This window comes from Paraburkholderia sp. PREW-6R, from assembly GCF_039621805.1.
Classification (GTDB): domain Bacteria; phylum Pseudomonadota; class Gammaproteobacteria; order Burkholderiales; family Burkholderiaceae; genus Paraburkholderia.
In genome coordinates, this window is record NZ_CP155074.1 from 1,296,682 (window position 1) to 1,312,229 (window position 15,548).

Annotated in this window: 13 protein-coding genes; 9 read left to right on the top strand and 4 right to left on the bottom strand. The window is 63.9% G+C overall.

Annotated features, from left to right (window positions below; all coding sequences use genetic code 11):
• Positions 1-139: 139 nt before the first annotated feature.
• The 3 genes from kdgD (at position 140) to AAGS40_RS20940 (ending at position 3,438) form a co-directional block, all read left to right on the top strand.
• Positions 140-1,057 carry a 5-dehydro-4-deoxyglucarate dehydratase gene (gene kdgD, locus AAGS40_RS20930; protein ID WP_345814696.1) on the top strand — a complete coding sequence of 306 codons (918 nt, stop codon included), beginning with the start codon at positions 140-142 and terminating at the stop codon, positions 1,055-1,057.
• 176 nt (positions 1,058-1,233) lie between these two features.
• Entirely contained in the window at positions 1,234-2,607 is a 1,374-nt protein-coding gene (locus tag AAGS40_RS20935) for an MFS transporter (RefSeq protein ID WP_345814697.1), read from the top strand.
• An 87-nt stretch (positions 2,608-2,694) separates the two neighbouring features.
• Positions 2,695-3,438, top strand: coding sequence for a FadR/GntR family transcriptional regulator (locus tag AAGS40_RS20940; RefSeq protein ID WP_345814699.1), 744 nt, complete (start codon positions 2,695-2,697; stop codon positions 3,436-3,438).
• 145 nt (positions 3,439-3,583) lie between these two features.
• On the opposite strand, the gene AAGS40_RS20945 is transcribed toward AAGS40_RS20940, so the two are convergent.
• Entirely contained in the window at positions 3,584-5,167 is a 1,584-nt protein-coding gene (locus AAGS40_RS20945) for an aldehyde dehydrogenase (NADP(+)) (RefSeq protein ID WP_345814701.1), read from the bottom strand.
• Positions 5,168-5,408: 241 nt separating this feature from the next.
• On the opposite strand from AAGS40_RS20945, the gene garL reads away from it, so the two are divergent.
• Positions 5,409-6,209, top strand: a complete 801-nt coding sequence (gene garL, locus AAGS40_RS20950; protein ID WP_345814702.1) for a 2-dehydro-3-deoxyglucarate aldolase — start codon at positions 5,409-5,411, stop codon at positions 6,207-6,209.
• Between the two features lie 32 nt (positions 6,210-6,241).
• Entirely contained in the window at positions 6,242-7,135 is an 894-nt protein-coding gene (locus AAGS40_RS20955) for a 2-hydroxy-3-oxopropionate reductase (protein ID WP_345814703.1), read from the top strand.
• Between the two features lie 111 nt (positions 7,136-7,246).
• Here the strand turns inward: AAGS40_RS20955 and AAGS40_RS20960 are convergent, their stop codons facing one another.
• Together AAGS40_RS20960 and AAGS40_RS20965 are read right to left on the bottom strand one after the other, a co-directional pair.
• A complete protein-coding gene (locus tag AAGS40_RS20960; protein WP_345814705.1) occupies positions 7,247-8,539 on the bottom strand; it encodes an MFS transporter in 1,293 nt (430 codons plus the stop codon).
• A 49-nt stretch (positions 8,540-8,588) separates the two neighbouring features.
• A complete protein-coding gene (locus AAGS40_RS20965; protein WP_345814707.1) occupies positions 8,589-9,422 on the bottom strand; it encodes an NAD(P)-dependent oxidoreductase in 834 nt (277 codons plus the stop codon).
• Positions 9,423-10,072: 650 nt separating this feature from the next.
• Between AAGS40_RS20965 and AAGS40_RS20970 the strand changes: the two genes are divergently transcribed.
• The 4 genes from AAGS40_RS20970 (at position 10,073) to AAGS40_RS20985 (ending at position 13,699) form a co-directional block, all read left to right on the top strand.
• Complete coding sequence (locus AAGS40_RS20970; protein WP_345814709.1) at positions 10,073-11,497, top strand: cytochrome ubiquinol oxidase subunit I; 1,425 nt, start codon at positions 10,073-10,075, stop codon at positions 11,495-11,497.
• A gap of 37 nt (positions 11,498-11,534) precedes the next feature.
• The gene (gene cydB / locus AAGS40_RS20975; protein ID WP_345814711.1) at positions 11,535-12,539 is read left to right on the top strand and encodes a cytochrome d ubiquinol oxidase subunit II; all 1,005 of its coding nucleotides are present in this window, start codon (positions 11,535-11,537) and stop codon (positions 12,537-12,539) included.
• Positions 12,514-12,714, top strand: a complete 201-nt coding sequence (locus tag AAGS40_RS20980) for a hypothetical protein (protein ID WP_345814712.1) — start codon at positions 12,514-12,516, stop codon at positions 12,712-12,714. Before cydB ends, AAGS40_RS20980 begins: the two co-directional genes overlap by 26 nt.
• 205 nt (positions 12,715-12,919) lie before the next feature.
• Entirely contained in the window at positions 12,920-13,699 is a 780-nt protein-coding gene (locus AAGS40_RS20985) for a response regulator transcription factor (protein WP_345814714.1), read from the top strand.
• Here AAGS40_RS20985 and AAGS40_RS20990 read toward each other — a convergent pair.
• Positions 13,696-15,507, bottom strand: a complete 1,812-nt coding sequence (locus tag AAGS40_RS20990; RefSeq protein WP_345814716.1) for a hybrid sensor histidine kinase/response regulator — start codon at positions 15,505-15,507, stop codon at positions 13,696-13,698. The genes AAGS40_RS20985 and AAGS40_RS20990 overlap by 4 nt on opposite strands.
• Positions 15,508-15,548 lie beyond the last annotated feature (41 nt).

Below are 15,548 nucleotides of genomic sequence, written 5' to 3' on the forward strand. Positions count from 1 at the left end.
TATTTACCCTATGGCATGCATTATGCCGCGAAAACACCGTTGAGTTAGCCGTTTCATTGTTGTACGATGACGTATAAGAAATCTCCTTACGCTGATTTCTGATTACTTCCTAATCTATCGCGACGCCCGGACCCTCATCATGACGACACCGCAGGAACTCAAGCAGATCGTTTCGGAAGGACTTCTTTCCTTCCCCGTTACCGACTTTGACGAACAGGGCGACTTCCGTGCCGACACGTATGCCGAGCGTCTCGAATGGCTCGCGCCGTATGGCGCGTCGGCGCTGTTCGTCGCCGGTGGCACGGGCGAATTTTTCTCGCTCACGCATAACGATTACTCGAACGTCGTCAAAACGGCCGCCGAAGTGTGCAAGGGCAAGGTGCCGATCCTGGCCGGCGCGGGCGGCCCGACGCGCGTGGCGATCGCCTATGCAAAGGAAGCCGAGCGTCATGGCGCGAACGGCATCCTGCTGATGCCGCATTATCTGACCGAAGCCTGCCAGGAAGGCATCGCCGCGCACGCGGAAGAAGTCTGCAAGTCGGTGCCGAACATGGGCGTGATCATTTACAACCGCGCAAATTCCAAGCTTAACGCCGACATGCTCGAAGGCCTCGCCGAGCGCTGCCCGAACCTGATCGGCTTCAAGGACGGCGTCGGCGAAATCGAGAACATGGTGACGATCCGCCGCCGCCTTGGCGACCGCTTCTCGTACCTCGGCGGACTGCCGACGGCGGAAGTCTATGCCGCCGCTTACAAGGCGCTGGGTGTGCCGGTGTACTCGTCGGCGGTATTCAACTTCATTCCGAAGACCGCGATGGCCTTTTACCGCGCCATTGCCGCGGACGACCACGCCACGGTCGGCAAGCTGATCGACGAATTCTTCCTGCCGTATCTGGCGATCCGCAATCGCCGCCCAGGCTACGCGGTCAGCATCGTCAAGGCGGGCGCGAAACTGGTCGGCCACAGCGCCGGCCCGGTGCGCGCGCCGCTGACCGATCTGACCGAAGAAGAAATGGCAAAGCTGGACGCGCTCATCAAGACGCTCGGCCCGCAATAACGCGCACAGCATCACCGACGCATCGGGCGCGCGAGCCGCGAGCCAGCGCCGCGCGCACGGCTCCGGCATGAACGCCCGGGACGGCAACGTCGCCGGGCGTTTGTCCAACGGGTCGAAGCGATGATGCGCGGCGCACCGTCGTCACGATACGCCGCCTGCCCGCATACATTCAGGAGATGACCATGGAAATGAGCCGCACGGCCAGTTCCGTCCACGTCGCGAAGCGCACGCGGGTCCGCTACACGATCCTGCTGCTGATCTTTCTGATCACCACGTTCAATTACGCGGACCGCGCGACGCTCTCCGTCACCGGCTCGGCCATGCGCGGCGAATTCGGCCTCGACGCGATCCGCATGGGCTACATCTTCTCGGCGTTCAGCTGGGCGTACGTACTGTCGCAACTGCCGGCCGGCTGGCTGCTCGACCGCTTCGGCGCGCGGCGCGTCTACGCGGCGAGCATCTTCTTCTGGTCGCTCTTCACGCTGCTGCAGGGCTCGATCGGTCTTCTGGGCAGCGCGGCGGCCGCGATCACCGCGCTGTTCGTGCTGCGTTTCGCGATGGGCGCAGCCGAGTCGCCCGCATTTCCCGCCAACGCCAAGGTCGTCGCGAGCTGGTTCCCGACCAACGAGCGCGGCACGGCGTCCGCGATCTTCAATTCGGCACAGTACTTTGCGGCAGTGATTTTCACGCCGCTGATGGCCTGGCTCACGCATGCGTTCGGCTGGCACACGGTTTATCTCGTGATGGGCGTACTTGGGCTGCTGCTCGCCTTCACGTGGCTGAAGGTCATGAAACATCCGACCGACCATCCGCGCGTGTCGCGCGCTGAACTCGATTACATCGAACAGGGCGGCGGCGTGGTGAACGGGCATGCCACTCGCGCCGGACTGACGGCGGAGCGCCCCGCCGACATTGCAAAAGCAGGCGGCTGGTCGCTGGTGCGGCAACTGCTGACCAACCGGATGCTGCTCGGCGTGTACCTCGCGCAATACTGCATCAACGTGCTCACCTACTTTTTCCTGACGTGGTTTCCGATCTACCTCGTCCAGGCGCGCGGCATGACGATCCTGCACGCGGGTCTGGTGGCGTCGTTGCCGGCGATCTGTGGATTCTCCGGCGGCGTGCTAGGCGGCGTGCTGTCCGACGGCTTGATCCGGCGCGGCCATTCGCTGACCATTGCACGCAAGGTGCCGATCGTGGGCGGCATGCTGCTGTCGGTGTGCATCATCGGCTGCAACTATGTGTCGACCGACTGGATCGTCGTCGCGCTGATGTCGCTCGCGTTCTTCGGCAAAGGCATCGGCGCGCTCGGCTGGGCGGTGGTCGCGGATACGTCGCCGAAAGAAGCGCTCGGTTTGTCGGGCGCGATTTTCAACATGTTCGGCAACGTGGCCGGCATCGTCACGCCGATCGTGATCGGCTACCTCGTCGCGAAGTCCGGCTCGTTCAACGGCGCGCTCGTCTTTGTCGGCATGAACGCGCTGCTCACGGTGTTCAGCTATCTGGTGATCGTGAAAGACATCAAGCGGGTTGAACTGCGCACAAGCTGATCCTTCTTTTGCATAGTCAGTCATCAGACGACGGTATAATGGGACGCAGAAAGATTCTGCAACTATTTGATTCGAGGGGCGTTTTCGATGGCTACACCACTGACATCCGCGGCACCGCCACGACGCGCTCGCAACCTGGCCGAATTCGTCGTCAGCTATGTCACCGAGCAGATCGCGTCCAACGCGCTGAAACCCGGCGACAAGCTGCCCACCGAATCGCAACTCATGGTGACGCTGAGCGTGAGCCGCACGGTGATTCGCGAAGCCATATCGCGGCTGCAGGCGGGCAAGATCATCGAGACGCGCCACGGCATCGGCAGCTTCGTGCTGGAACCGCAGCGTGAAAAGCTCGGCATCGACATGGTGCCCGCCACGACGCTGCGCGACGTCCTCTCCATTCTGGAGCTACGGATCAGCCTGGAGACCGAATGTGCCGGCCTTGCCGCGCAACGCGCAAAACCGGACGACCTGGCCCGCATGCGCGCCGCGCTCGACGCGATCGAGGCCACGCGCCACAACGGACTCGACAGCGTGGACGCCGATCTGCAGTTCCATATTTCGGTGGCACGCGCTACGGGCAACCGTTATTTCGTCGACATTCTCACGCAGATGGGCAGCGCGCTGATTCCGCGCAACCGCCTCGACTCCGCGGGTATTGCGCGCGCGGAGCCCGACGCGTATCTGTCGCTCGTGAATCTGGAGCACGAGAGCATTCTGGAAGCCATCTCGCGTCACGACGCGGAAGGCGCGCGCGCGGCCATGCGCATGCACCTGTCGAATAGCCGCGAGCGCTTGCGGCGCGCGAATGAAACGACCGAAGCCCACAGCTGATTCGCACGAGCTACTAGCAGTCACTGCAGACGAAAAAATGGCCGGTTCATCCCGGCCATTTTTTTGCCTCACTGTTCTTGCGCAGCTTGCCGCTTGCCGCGTTTTACTCTTCACTCTCACGGCAAACGGCAACGTCAGCCTCGCCTCAACTACGCGTGATTTCCCCATCGCGATGGCGCCACAGATCCAGCGGATTGCTGTCGGCGAGCGCTGCCGGCAGCAGATCAGCCGGGAAATCCTGATAGCAGACCGGCCGCAGGAAACGTTCGATCGACGTCGTGCCGACCGACGTCGCGCGGCTGTCCGACGTAGCCGGGAACGGGCCGCCATGGACCATCGCATGCGACACCTCCACGCCCGTCGGGAAACCATTGACCAGAATCCGACCGGCTTTGCGTTCGAGAACCGGCAGGAGCTTTTGCGCAATCGCCAGGTCGGCGCTATCCATCTGCAAGGTGGCCGTCAGTTGTCCGGCAAAGTGCTCGGCTACGGCGAGCATTTCGCGTTCATCGTTGCAGCGAACGATCGTCGACACCGGCCCGAACACTTCGTCTTCCAGCGTAGGCGTGGCAAGGAACGTTTGCGCGTCGGTCACGAATAGCGCGGCGCGCGCCTGCGTCGGACCCGTTGCATCGAGACCGCGTGCCACGGTTTCCACGCCCGCGGTTGCGGCCAGCTTGTCCTCGCCCTTCTCGTAGGCCGAGTGGATGCCGCCAGTCAGCATGGTCTGCGCGGGTTTGCCGCCCAAAGCCTGCGAGGCCGTCGCGACAAAGCCTTTGAGCGCGTCGCTGTCGACGGCAATCGCGAGGCCGGGGTTCGTGCAGAACTGGCCCGCGCCGAGCACGAGCGAATCCACGAAACCACGCGCGATTGCGTCGCCGCGTTGCGCGAGCGCTTCGGGCAGCAGAAATACCGGATTGACGCTGCTCATTTCCGCATACACGGGAATCGGCTCGGCGCGCGCCGCCGCGATGCGCATCAGCGACAGGCCGCCTGCGCGCGAACCTGTGAAGCCGACCGCCTTGATCGCCGGATGCGCAACCAGCGCTTCGCCGACTGCATTGCCTGCACCGACGATCATCGAAAACACGCCCTCGGGCAGATCCATGCCCTGCGCGACTTGCTGAATCACGCGGCCGACCATTTCCGACGTGCCGAGGTGCGCGGGGTGCGCTTTCACCACGACCGGGCACCCTGCCGCCAGCGCGGCCGCCGTATCGCCGCCCGCCACGGAAAAAGCCAGCGGAAAATTGCTTGCGCCGAACACCGCAACCGGGCCGAGCGCGATCTTCTGCATGCGCAGATCGGAGCGCGGCAAAGGCTTGCGCTCCGGTAGCGGCGAATCGAGCGTGGCGGCGAGCCACTGACCGGCGCGCACCACTTGCGCGAACAGCTTGAGCTGGCCGGTCGTGCGACCACGCTCGCCTTCGAGACGCGCCTTCGGCAAGCCGGACTCCAGCTGCGCGCGCTCGATCAGCGCGTCGCCTAGACTGGTGATGCCGTCGGCAATGCGCTCGAGAAACTCGGCGCGCACCGTGAGCGGCAACCGGCGGTATGGGTCGAATGCCTGTTGCGCGAGGTCGCAGGCAGTGCCGACGTGCGCTGCCGAGCCGCCGCCGAAAACCGGCTCCGCAATCTCAGCGCCTGTAGCGGGATTAAAAGCGCGCAGCGCTGCTTCATTGCCGCGCACGGCTTGACGACCGATCAGCATTTCGCCGGTGATTGACATTGAGTTTCCCTGGTTCGACTAGACAAGATATAAGTCATCCTACAACATAGCAAGAGTGAAAAGCAAATCGAACTGGCGGCCAGTAAGGAACTGCGGGTTTACGTGGCCGTTACAGCATCACACGCCGGTGCTAATCTGCAGTAGACATACGACGACCTATAACATCGAATGCGCACGTGTTAGTGCATCGATTCCTGGCCGCCGACGTTACCCGACCACTCGCCGTCCGAGGAACACCTCCATGTCAGCAGCCACGCCTTACCAGCCTATCCCCAATAGTTTCCGTCGCGCCGTCTGCGGCGGCGAAACCCTGATCGGCTGCTGGGCGTCGCTTGCCAGCCCGATCGCCACGGAACTGCTCGGCATCATCGGCTTCGACTGGATGCTGCTCGACGCCGAGCACGCGCCGAACGACGTGCTGACCCTGATCCCCCAGTTGATGGCGCTCAAAGACAGTCCGAGCGCGCCGGTCGTGCGGCCGCCCGCCAATGACAGCGTGTTCATCAAGCGCCTGCTCGACAGCGGCTTTTCCAACTTCCTCGTGCCGTTCGTCGACAGCGCTGACGACGCCGCGCGCGCCGTCGCCGCGACCCGTTATCCGCCGCAAGGCATACGCGGCGTGTCGGTCAGCCAGCGCGGCAATCGTTACGCGACCGTGCCCGATTACTTCAGGATTGCGAACGACAACGTCTGCGTCATCGTGCAGATCGAAAGCCGCAAAGCGGTCGAGTCGATCGACGACATTCTCGCGGTGGAAGGCGTCGACGCCGTGTTCGTCGGCCCATCGGATCTCGCGGCGACGCATGGCCACATCGGCGACCCGAGCCACCCGGACGTGCAGCAGTCGATCGCGCATGTGTTCGAACGCGCCAAGGCTGCCGGCAAGGCGAGCGGAATCCTTGCGCCTGTTCAGGCGGACGCCGAACGCTATATCGCAATGGGCAGCAGCGTCGTCGCGGTGTGCGCGGATATGGGGCTGCTGAAAAACGCCGCCCAAGCCGTACAACACCATTTCTCGCAGAAACAGGCGGCCCGGCAGTAAGCGTGGCCGCCATGACCTCTCCGGAACATTCCATGGAAAAAGCAGGCTTTATCGGACTCGGCATCATGGGCAAGCCCATGGCCGCGAATCTTTTGAAGAACGGCGTTGCGCTAGCCGCCTACACGCGCAGCGGCGTGCCGGACGACCTCGAACAGGCGGGCGCGGTGGCGTGCGACAGTCCGGCGGCTGTCGCCGCGCAGGCAGACGTCATATTCATCATGGTGCCCGACACGCCGGACGTCGAGCGCGTGCTGTTCGGCGAACAGGGGCTCGCCGGCGGCCTGCGCGCGGGCCAGGTGGTGGTCGACATGAGCTCGATTTCGCCGATGGCCACGCGCGAGTTCGCGGCCCGCGTTCGCGAGCAGGGCGCCGACTATCTGGATGCGCCGGTGTCGGGTGGCGAGGTGGGCGCCAAGGCTGCATCGCTCACCATCATGGTGGGCGGCGAAACGGCCACCTTCGAGCGCGTGAAGCCTCTGTTCGACATGATGGGCAAGAACGTCACGCTGATTGGCGCCGTGGGCGCGGGCCAGGTGTGCAAGGTGGCCAACCAGGTGATCGTTGCGGCGACGATCGAGGCGGTGGGCGAAGCGCTGCTGCTCGCGTCGAAAGCGGGGGTGGACCCGGCACGCGTGCGCGAGGCGCTGATGGGCGGCTTCGCGTCGTCGCGCATTCTGGAAGTACACGGCGAGCGCATGACGAAGCGCACGTTCGACCCGGGTTTTCGCATCGAACTGCACCAGAAGGATTTGAACCTCGCGCTTTCCACCGCGCAGGCGCTGGGTGTGTCGCTGCCGAATACGGCCACCTGTCAGGCGTTGTTCAACGCCTGCGTCGCGCACGGCGGTCAAGCGTGGGACCACTCGGCGATGGTGCGTGCGCTCGAAGTCCTCGCGAATCACGAAATCGGCCAGACAACCGCCTGATCTGCGTTGTCTTATCCCTGCCTTATCTGACAAAAAAATGGCGGCGCCCTTCGAGGCGCCGCCAATTTTTCATGCTCCGGGAACCGGCTCGTTACCGGTTCGCCGTCAACCTCATTTCACCACCGCGCCCGCCGCTGCCCAGCGCGGCTCGGGCAACTTGTCGGCGCTTTTCGCGAGCAGACACACCACGGCAGCCGCGATGATGTCGAACACGGCCAGCACGACGAATAGCGGGCTATAGCCGATCTGCGTGACGAGCACGCCAAACAGCGTGGTGAACGCGGCCGCGCCCAGATAGCCGGCCATGCCGCCCATGCCCGTCGCGGTGGCGACCTCGTTCTTGCCGAACATGTCGGACGTGATCGCGTATAACGCGCCCGACAACGTCTGATGCGCAAAGCCGCCCACGCACAGCAGCGCCACCGCCACGTACGGGCTTGCCACGAGGCCCACGCAGGCGGGCCCGATCATGCACAGCGCGCCGACCACGAACACCATTTTCCGCGACGTGAACAGCGACACCTTCGCGTACTGATGGAACAACGGACTCAGGTAGCCGCCCAGCACACAGCCAATGTCCGCCGCGAGAAATGGCATCCATGCGTAAAGCGCGACTTCCTTCAGATTCATGTGACGCTCGGTCATCATGTACAGCGGAATCCACGCGTTGAACGTCTGCCAGGCCGGCTCGGACAGAATGCGCGGAATGCCGATCGCCCAGAAATCGCGGCTGCCGAGCATCGCAAACCAGTTGCGCTTCGGCGCGCTCGGGTCGCTGTGCTTCGCTTCCTGGCCGCTCAGGATGTAATCACGCTCGGCGTCGCCCAGCAGCTTCTGTTTGCGCGGATGCTTGTAGAGCACCATCCACAGCGCGCTCCACACGATGCCCGCCACGCCGACGATCACGAACGCCAGTTGCCATTTCCCTTGCAGCAGCGCCCAGACCACGAGCGGCGGCGCGAGCAGCGCGCCGATCGACGAACCGATGTTGAACCAGCCGATCGCGACCGAGCGCTCCTTCGCCGGGAACCATTCGCTCGTCGCCTTCACGCCGGCCGGAATGCCGGCCGCCTCCGCCACGCCGAGCAGCCCACGGAAAAACGCGAGGCTGCGCCAGCCGGTCGACCACGCGGCCGCCGCGCATGCGAGCGACCAGGCCAGCGCGAAAGCCGCGAAGCCGAGCTTGGTGCCGACGGTGTCGAGCACGAAGCCGGCCACCGGCTGCATGAACGCGTAGCAAAGCTGCCAGGCGACCACCACGTGAGCGTATTGCTCCGTGGTGATGTTGAGGTCTTTCATCAGCGTGGGCGCGGCCACGGACAGCGTATTGCGCGCGAGATAATTGATGATGAGCCCGGCGGCGACCAGACTGACCATCCACCAGCGGATGCCCTTGATCTTCATGACTGCGTCTCCTCGTGGTCCTGCAATGCTTGACTGTGTTTCCGGTGGATCATGCCGCGGGCGGCATGGCCGCCGCCGCGTCCACGGCATCCGTGGTGCGCGAGTAATCGATGCCGACAAACCCGCCGCCCTGGAAGCGCTGACCCAGCGCATCGAGCGGATTGGGCCGCGCGAGGATGGCTTCGGCATAGTCCTCGGCGTTCTGCGTGGGCTGATAGCCAAGACGCTCCGCGCCACTGTTGTCCCACCAGCTGCGCGTGTTGGCCGAGACGCCCCACACGGTGATGAAGCCCACGTCCTGCGCCTGCACGCAGCGGTCGAGGAAGTGCAGCAGATCGCGATGGCCGAACCACGTGCTCAGGTGCCGGGGCTCGGTCGGGCGCTCGACGCAGCTGCCGATACGCACGCAGATACTTTCGATGCCGTGCTTGTCCCAGTACATTCTCGCGAGCGCTTCGCCCCACACCTTGCTCAGGCCGTAGAACCCGTCCGGACGCAACGCGCAATCCAGGCCGAGATGTTCGGTGACCGGGTACATGCCGATCGCGTGGTTCGAGCTGGCGAACACCACGCGGCGCACGCCCTGCCGGCGCGCACCTTCATACACTTCGACGAGCGCGCGCAGATTGTTGTCGATGATCTCGGGCAGCGGGCGCTCTACACTCGTTCCGGCGAAGTGGATCAGCACATCGACGCCGTCCAGCAAGCGTTCGACGGTCGCGGGGTCGCGCAGATCGCCGTGCATCACATCCTCGCCTTCGACGAGCGGCACGAGCGGCCGGGAACCGGCTGCGGAGCGCAGCGGCACGCCGCGCGCCACCAGCGCCGCGCGCACCACTGAGCCAAGCTGGCCGCCGGCCCCACTCAAGGCAATCTTTTTCATCAGGTTCCTTTGCTGCGCTGCGCGCGGTCCAATTCAGGCGCGTCGCTGCACGATGACTATTCAATGCTTGGTTGTACGATGACGTACTATCTCCGATGCGGATGCGCTTTTCAATTAGGCATTTACCCTGATGCTTTTCGGGCGACATTCTCCTTTTTCCGACCAATCAATGACATAACGCGCTCTCATTTATGTGACATCGTATAACTGCGAACGGGATTCGATCCGAGCTTGCTAGCCGCGGCGACACCTTCGCTATTGGAGCCCGTCCCCGAATGAAGATCCGCCCCGCGTTGCGCCCCGCCGCACTCCCTGAGGAGCCCGCCAGCTGTAACGCCCTTCTCAGGCGGCACGATCAGGCCACATAGCCTGCACGGACACATCGTGCTGCAGCGCGGTCGATTGACGCATGCAAGCGCGCATTTGCGGGATAGCCCGCCGTCGTGCGCTTAGGAAAACTTGAGATACATCAAGCGTTTGCGGCCTGAAAATCGGAACGCGCCTCAAAACAACGTGGTTTTTTGACGCACGTCGCACCGCAGCAATAAAACGCCTGATCCCCTACTCTTGCGCCATCTGCCCAGCGCAGAGCGCACCGACACCGGTCGACGCGCGTAGTCCGGCCTCACGCACTTACGCACCTCACAGTCATGAACTCCGCTCTATCGGCATTCGATCTCGCCCGCATCCAGTTTGCGTTCACCGTTTCGTTTCACATCGTTTTTCCGGCGCTCAGCATTGGCCTCGCCAGCTTCATCGCCGTGCTCGAATGGCGCTGGCTGCAAACCGGTAAGGCGTACTACAAGGATCTTTGCCTGTTCTGGTCGAAGATCTTCGCCGTCGCGTTCGGCATGGGTGTGGTCTCCGGTGTCGTGATGAGCTACGAGTTCGGCACCAACTGGTCGGGCTTCTCCAGCTTCGCCGGACCCATTACCGGTCCGTTGCTGATGTACGAAGTGATGACCGCATTCTTTCTCGAAGCCGGCTTCCTCGGCATCATGCTGTTCGGCTGGCAGCGCGTGAGCGCGCGCGCGCACTTCGGCGCCACGCTGATGGTCGCCATCGGCACGCTGATCTCGACTTTCTGGATTCTTGCCTCGAACAGCTGGATGCAAACGCCGCAAGGCTTCGAGGTGGTGAACGGCCACGTCGTGCCGCTCGACTGGTTCAGGATCATCTTCAATCCATCGTTTCCCTACCGGCTCGTGCATATGGCGCTCGCGGCGTTCATCGTCGCGGGGCTGGTCGTGTCGGCGGTGGGCGCGTGGCATCTGCTGCACGGACGGCGCGACCCGGCCGTCAGAAAGATGTTTTCGATGGCCCTCTGGCTGCTATTGATTCTCACGCCCGTGCAGGCGTTCGTCGGCGATCAGCATGGTCTGAACACGCGCAAGTATCAGCCGGCGAAAATCGCCGCGATCGAAGGACTGTGGGACACCGAAAAGGGCGGCACCGCGCTGAACCTGTTCGGCATTCCCGATATGCAGGCGGAGACGACGCGCTATGCAGTGTCGATTCCGCACCTGGGCAGCCTGATCCTCACGCATAGCTGGGACGGCGAAATCCGTGGTCTGAAGTCATTCCCGCCGCAGGATCGCCCGAATTCGACGGTGGTGTTCTGGAGCTTTCGCATCATGGCGGGTCTCGGCGTGCTGATGATCGCGATGTCGTTGGCCGCGTGGGCGCTGCGCCGGCGCGAGCGCCTGTTCGAAGCGAAGTGGTTCCAGCGCTTCGCGGTCGCCATGGGTCCAACGGGTTTCATCACGCTGCTGGCCGGCTGGGTGACGACCGAGGCGGGCCGCCAGCCGTGGGTCGTGTACGGCGTGATGCGGACCTCTCAAGCCGTGTCGCCGCTCACCACGCAGCAGGTCGGCATTTCGCTGATGGTCTTCGTGCTGGTCTATTTCCTCGTGTTCGGCACCGGCATCTACTACATGCTCAAGCTGATGCGCAAAGGCCCGCCGCTGCCCGGTCAGACGCCGCAACGCGCGGCGGGGCACGCGCCCGGCTTCGTGCCGAGCGAGACGGCTCGCCGCCCGCTCTCCGCCGCCGACCAGTTGATCGACGCCGCGTGATCGCCTCTTCATTACCCTGCTGCTTGCGAGACAGACAATGGACGTAACCGTAGTGTGGGCCGCGATCATCGCATTGGGCCTTTTCATGTATGTCGTGCTGGACGGGTTCGATCTCGGCATCGGCATCGTCTTCCCGTTTTTTCCCGACGAAACAGAGCGCGACCTGATGATGACCACCGTCGCGCCGGTATGGGACGGCAACGAGACATGGCTGGTGCTCGGCGGCGCCGGTCTTTTCGCCGTGTTTCCGGTCGTGTATTCGACCGTGCTGTCCGCGCTCTATCTGCCGCTCATTTTCATGCTCGTGTGCCTGATCTTCCGGGGCGTGTCGTTCGAGATCCGCGCGAAGGCGAATCGTACGAAACACCTGTGGGACCTTGCATTCATCGGCGGCTCGGCAGGTGCGACGTTCTTTCAGGGCATCGCACTCGGCGCTTTCCTGCAGGGCATTCCGGTGCAGAACGGCGCGTATGCCGGCGACGCGTTCAGCTGGCTCACGCCGTTCAGCCTGCTGACGGGTCTCGGGCTCGTCGTCACCTACGCGCTGCTCGGCTGCTGCTGGCTGGTCGCGAAGACCGAAGGCGATCTGCAGCGCCGCCTGCACCGCGTGGTGTGGCCGTTGACGATCGTGCTGCTCGCCTTCATTGCGATCATCAGCCTGTGGACGCCGCTGCAGGACCCGAACATCGCGCAGCGCTGGTTCCATGACGGACTGCTGCACCGCTTGCTGCCCGTGCCGTTCCTCGTCGCGGTCTGCGCACTGTTCATGTACCGCGCGGTGCGCGCACGGCACCACAACACGCCGTTCGCGCTGGCATTGCTGCTCGTGCTGCTCGGCTATGCCGGATTGCTGGTGAGCCTGTGGCCTTACGCGATTCCGTCGAGCATGACGCTATGGGAGGCGGCCGCGCCGCGCGCCAGCCAGACGTTCACGCTGGTCGGTGCGGCGATCATTCTTCCGGTCATCATCGTCTACACGACGATGGGTTACTGGGTCTTTCGAGGCAAGGTGCGTCATGGCGATCAACATCACTACCACTAGGCGAACGCGCGAGAGCAGCGACCGGCAAAGTCCGCAAATGCCCGGCATGCCGGTCCGTAACATGCCGGGCTGGTTGTGGTTCGTCGTTCTATGGTGCTTCGGCGTGGCGTGCGCCGTGTCGCTCGGGTTCGCTTTCAAAATGCTGATGAACGCCACGCTGTTCGCAGTCAGATGACACGCCGGCCAACATGGAACTGGCACGCATCGCGTTCCGCGTCCCGTGCGCGATTAAAAAAAGCGCCACATGACTCGTTTAATGACCAGGTCGGCATCGACCCGCGCGTGGCGACCCGTGATGCGATTCCCGCGACGAGAAGTGAAAAACGAGGCACTCTAACGGCGGGAGTCCACAACGGACAGACCCGACTCGCGGAGACATCATGAAGTTTCTTGTGGCCGACGACCACGAACTGATCCGGCAAGGCGTCAAGGGGCTGCTGCGCGGCCTCGACCCCGACGCCCAGTTCGACGAGGCCGATACCTGGGAATCCCTCGCATCCGCCGCCCGTCCGGATGCAAATCACGACCTCGCGATCGTCGATCTGCATATGCCGGGCATGAGCGGCGCGTCGTCGCTCGAATTGCTGCTCAAAGCGAATCCGGCGCTGCCGGTCGTCGTGCTTTCCGCCGAAGAATCGCCCGACGAAATGCGCGCCGTGCTCGCCGCCGGCGCGCTCGGCTTCGTGCCGAAACGTCAGCCCGCGAGCGTGATGCTCAAGGCAATCGAACTGGTGCTGTCGGGCGGCGCCTATGTGCCCATGGAAGCGCTCAGCCTGCTCGGGTCGCGCGACGCTCAGCCGTCTGGCGCGAGCGGCCAGACCGCCTCCGCGGCGCCGGTCCAGAGCGCGACCCAGGGAATCACGCCAGCGCCGGCGCCCACCGGCGCTTCCCTCACCGAACCGATTACCGAGCCCGCGCAACTGCACACGCTACAGCCGCATCAACAGCATCTGCTGGAAAACCTGTCGCCGCGTCAGCAAGACATCATGCGGCTCGTGCATCGCGGCTGGACCAACAAGATGATTGCGCGCGATCTCGGCGTGGCGGAAGGAACGGTCAAGGTGCATCTGTCGGTGATCTTTCGCGCGCTCGGCGTGCACAACCGGTCGACAGCGATCGCGGTCATCAACGGCTGGCTCGAAGGAGGCAAAGCGCTCTAGCCGTCGGTTTCGCGCAGCGCAATGGTCGCCGTCGTGCGGCCCTTGTCCAGCTCGGCCTGCTGCCAGAGCATTTCGAGGGTGCGCCGCAGGCGCGCCGGCGTCACCGGCTTGTGCAGCACCGGAATGCCCTGCAACGCGAGCGCCGCCAGCTCGGCGGACGCCATGTCGCCGGTAATCAGCAACGTCACCAAGCCTTCATGCCCCACGTCGGCAAGCGCATTGCGCACCGCGATCAGCGCCTGCGCGCCCGTGCGATGATGGGCGAGCTGGTAGTCGCACAACACCGCGTCCGGCACGAAGCCGCTTTCGATCGCGGCGAGCGCGCCAGCTTCGTCACGCACGCCGCGCACCATGCAACCCCAACGCCCGAGCAGGCTCCTGAGCCCTTCGAGGATCGACGCTTCATCGTCGATGCACAACACGCGGCGGCCCTGCGCCGAAGGTCCGCCCACCACCGTTTCATTCAGGCTTGCGACCAGTGCGCCCGCGTCGCCTGCCTGCACCGGAAAGCGGAACACCGAGCCGCGCCCCGGCGCCGAGCGCAGTTCCAGTTCGCCGCCGAGCAGTTCGACGAGCCGCTTCACTGTCGGCAGGCCCAGACCGTGTCCGGCCCGCGCGTCGCGCTGCGGATTGGCGACCTGATAGAACTCCTCGAAGATCCGCTCGTGCTCCTCGGCGGGAATGCCGACGCCCGAATCGCGCACCTCGACGTAGCCCCCAGATGCGCGCCCCGCGCGACGATACCCCAGCCAGATCGCGCCCTGCTCGGTGTAGCGCACGGCATTCGATAGCAGATTGCTCAGCACGCGTTCGAGCAGCACCGGATCGTCGTACACGATCATCGCGGTCGGCGCGATGCGCAGCGCCAGTCCCTTTGCCGCCGCCTGCGGACGATACTGGCTACCCACCCGCTCGAACAGTTCCGAGAGCCGGAAATGCAACCGGATCACTTGCGTCACGCCGCTTTCGAGCCGTGCAAGCTCGAGCACCTGATTGAACAGCTGGTTCAGCGCCTCGACGTTGTAGACGATGTGCTCGGAGGTCTTCGCCTGCTGCACGGGCGTGGCAGCCGGATCGTTCAGCGACGCCGCGAGCAAACCGATCGCATGCAAAGGCTGGCGCAGATCATGGCTCGCGGCCGCGAAAAACCGTGTCTTCGCGAAGCTCGCATCTTCGGCGACCCGTTTCTGCGCAGCGAGAGATTCGGCCAGATACTGCTGATCGACCCGTGCCTGCACGACCTGCCGGAAGAGCTTCCGGTAACTCAGCGCGTAGACGTTGATCGCGCAAAAAAAGAACGCGAGGACGAGCGCGAGAATGGTGCGGTCGAAAGTATGTGCGCCGACATGCATGACGATCGACGGCAGCAGCAGGAACGGCAGCGACGTGGAGAAATTCAGGAGATCGAAACCATTCGACATGAACACGCCCGCGGCCAGCGTGACGAGCATCACGGTGTGCAGGATCGGCAGATCGGACTGCGGGCTCTGAAACGCGAACCATACGGCGATGCCCGGCGCGGCGTACAGCAGCATGCCGCGCACCGCGTGCAAAACGATCCAGCCGCGCGGCGAAACCAGTTGCGGATAACGGCGATTGCAGATCCACAGCGCAAGACTGCCGATATTCGCCGCCGCATAGAACCCGAAGCACGCGATGAAAAGCGGCGGCGACGGAATGTTCGGCCAATAGATCGCCACCAGCACCGCGATCGAAAACCAGTGCGAAAAGAACGCAATCGGGTCTTGCGCGTACAGCACGCGCACCAGGTCTTCGTCGATTGCACGCTGGATCGGATCACCCCGCATCACGCAGTCTCCTCGTCAGGCACGGCTCCCGGTGGCGTAGC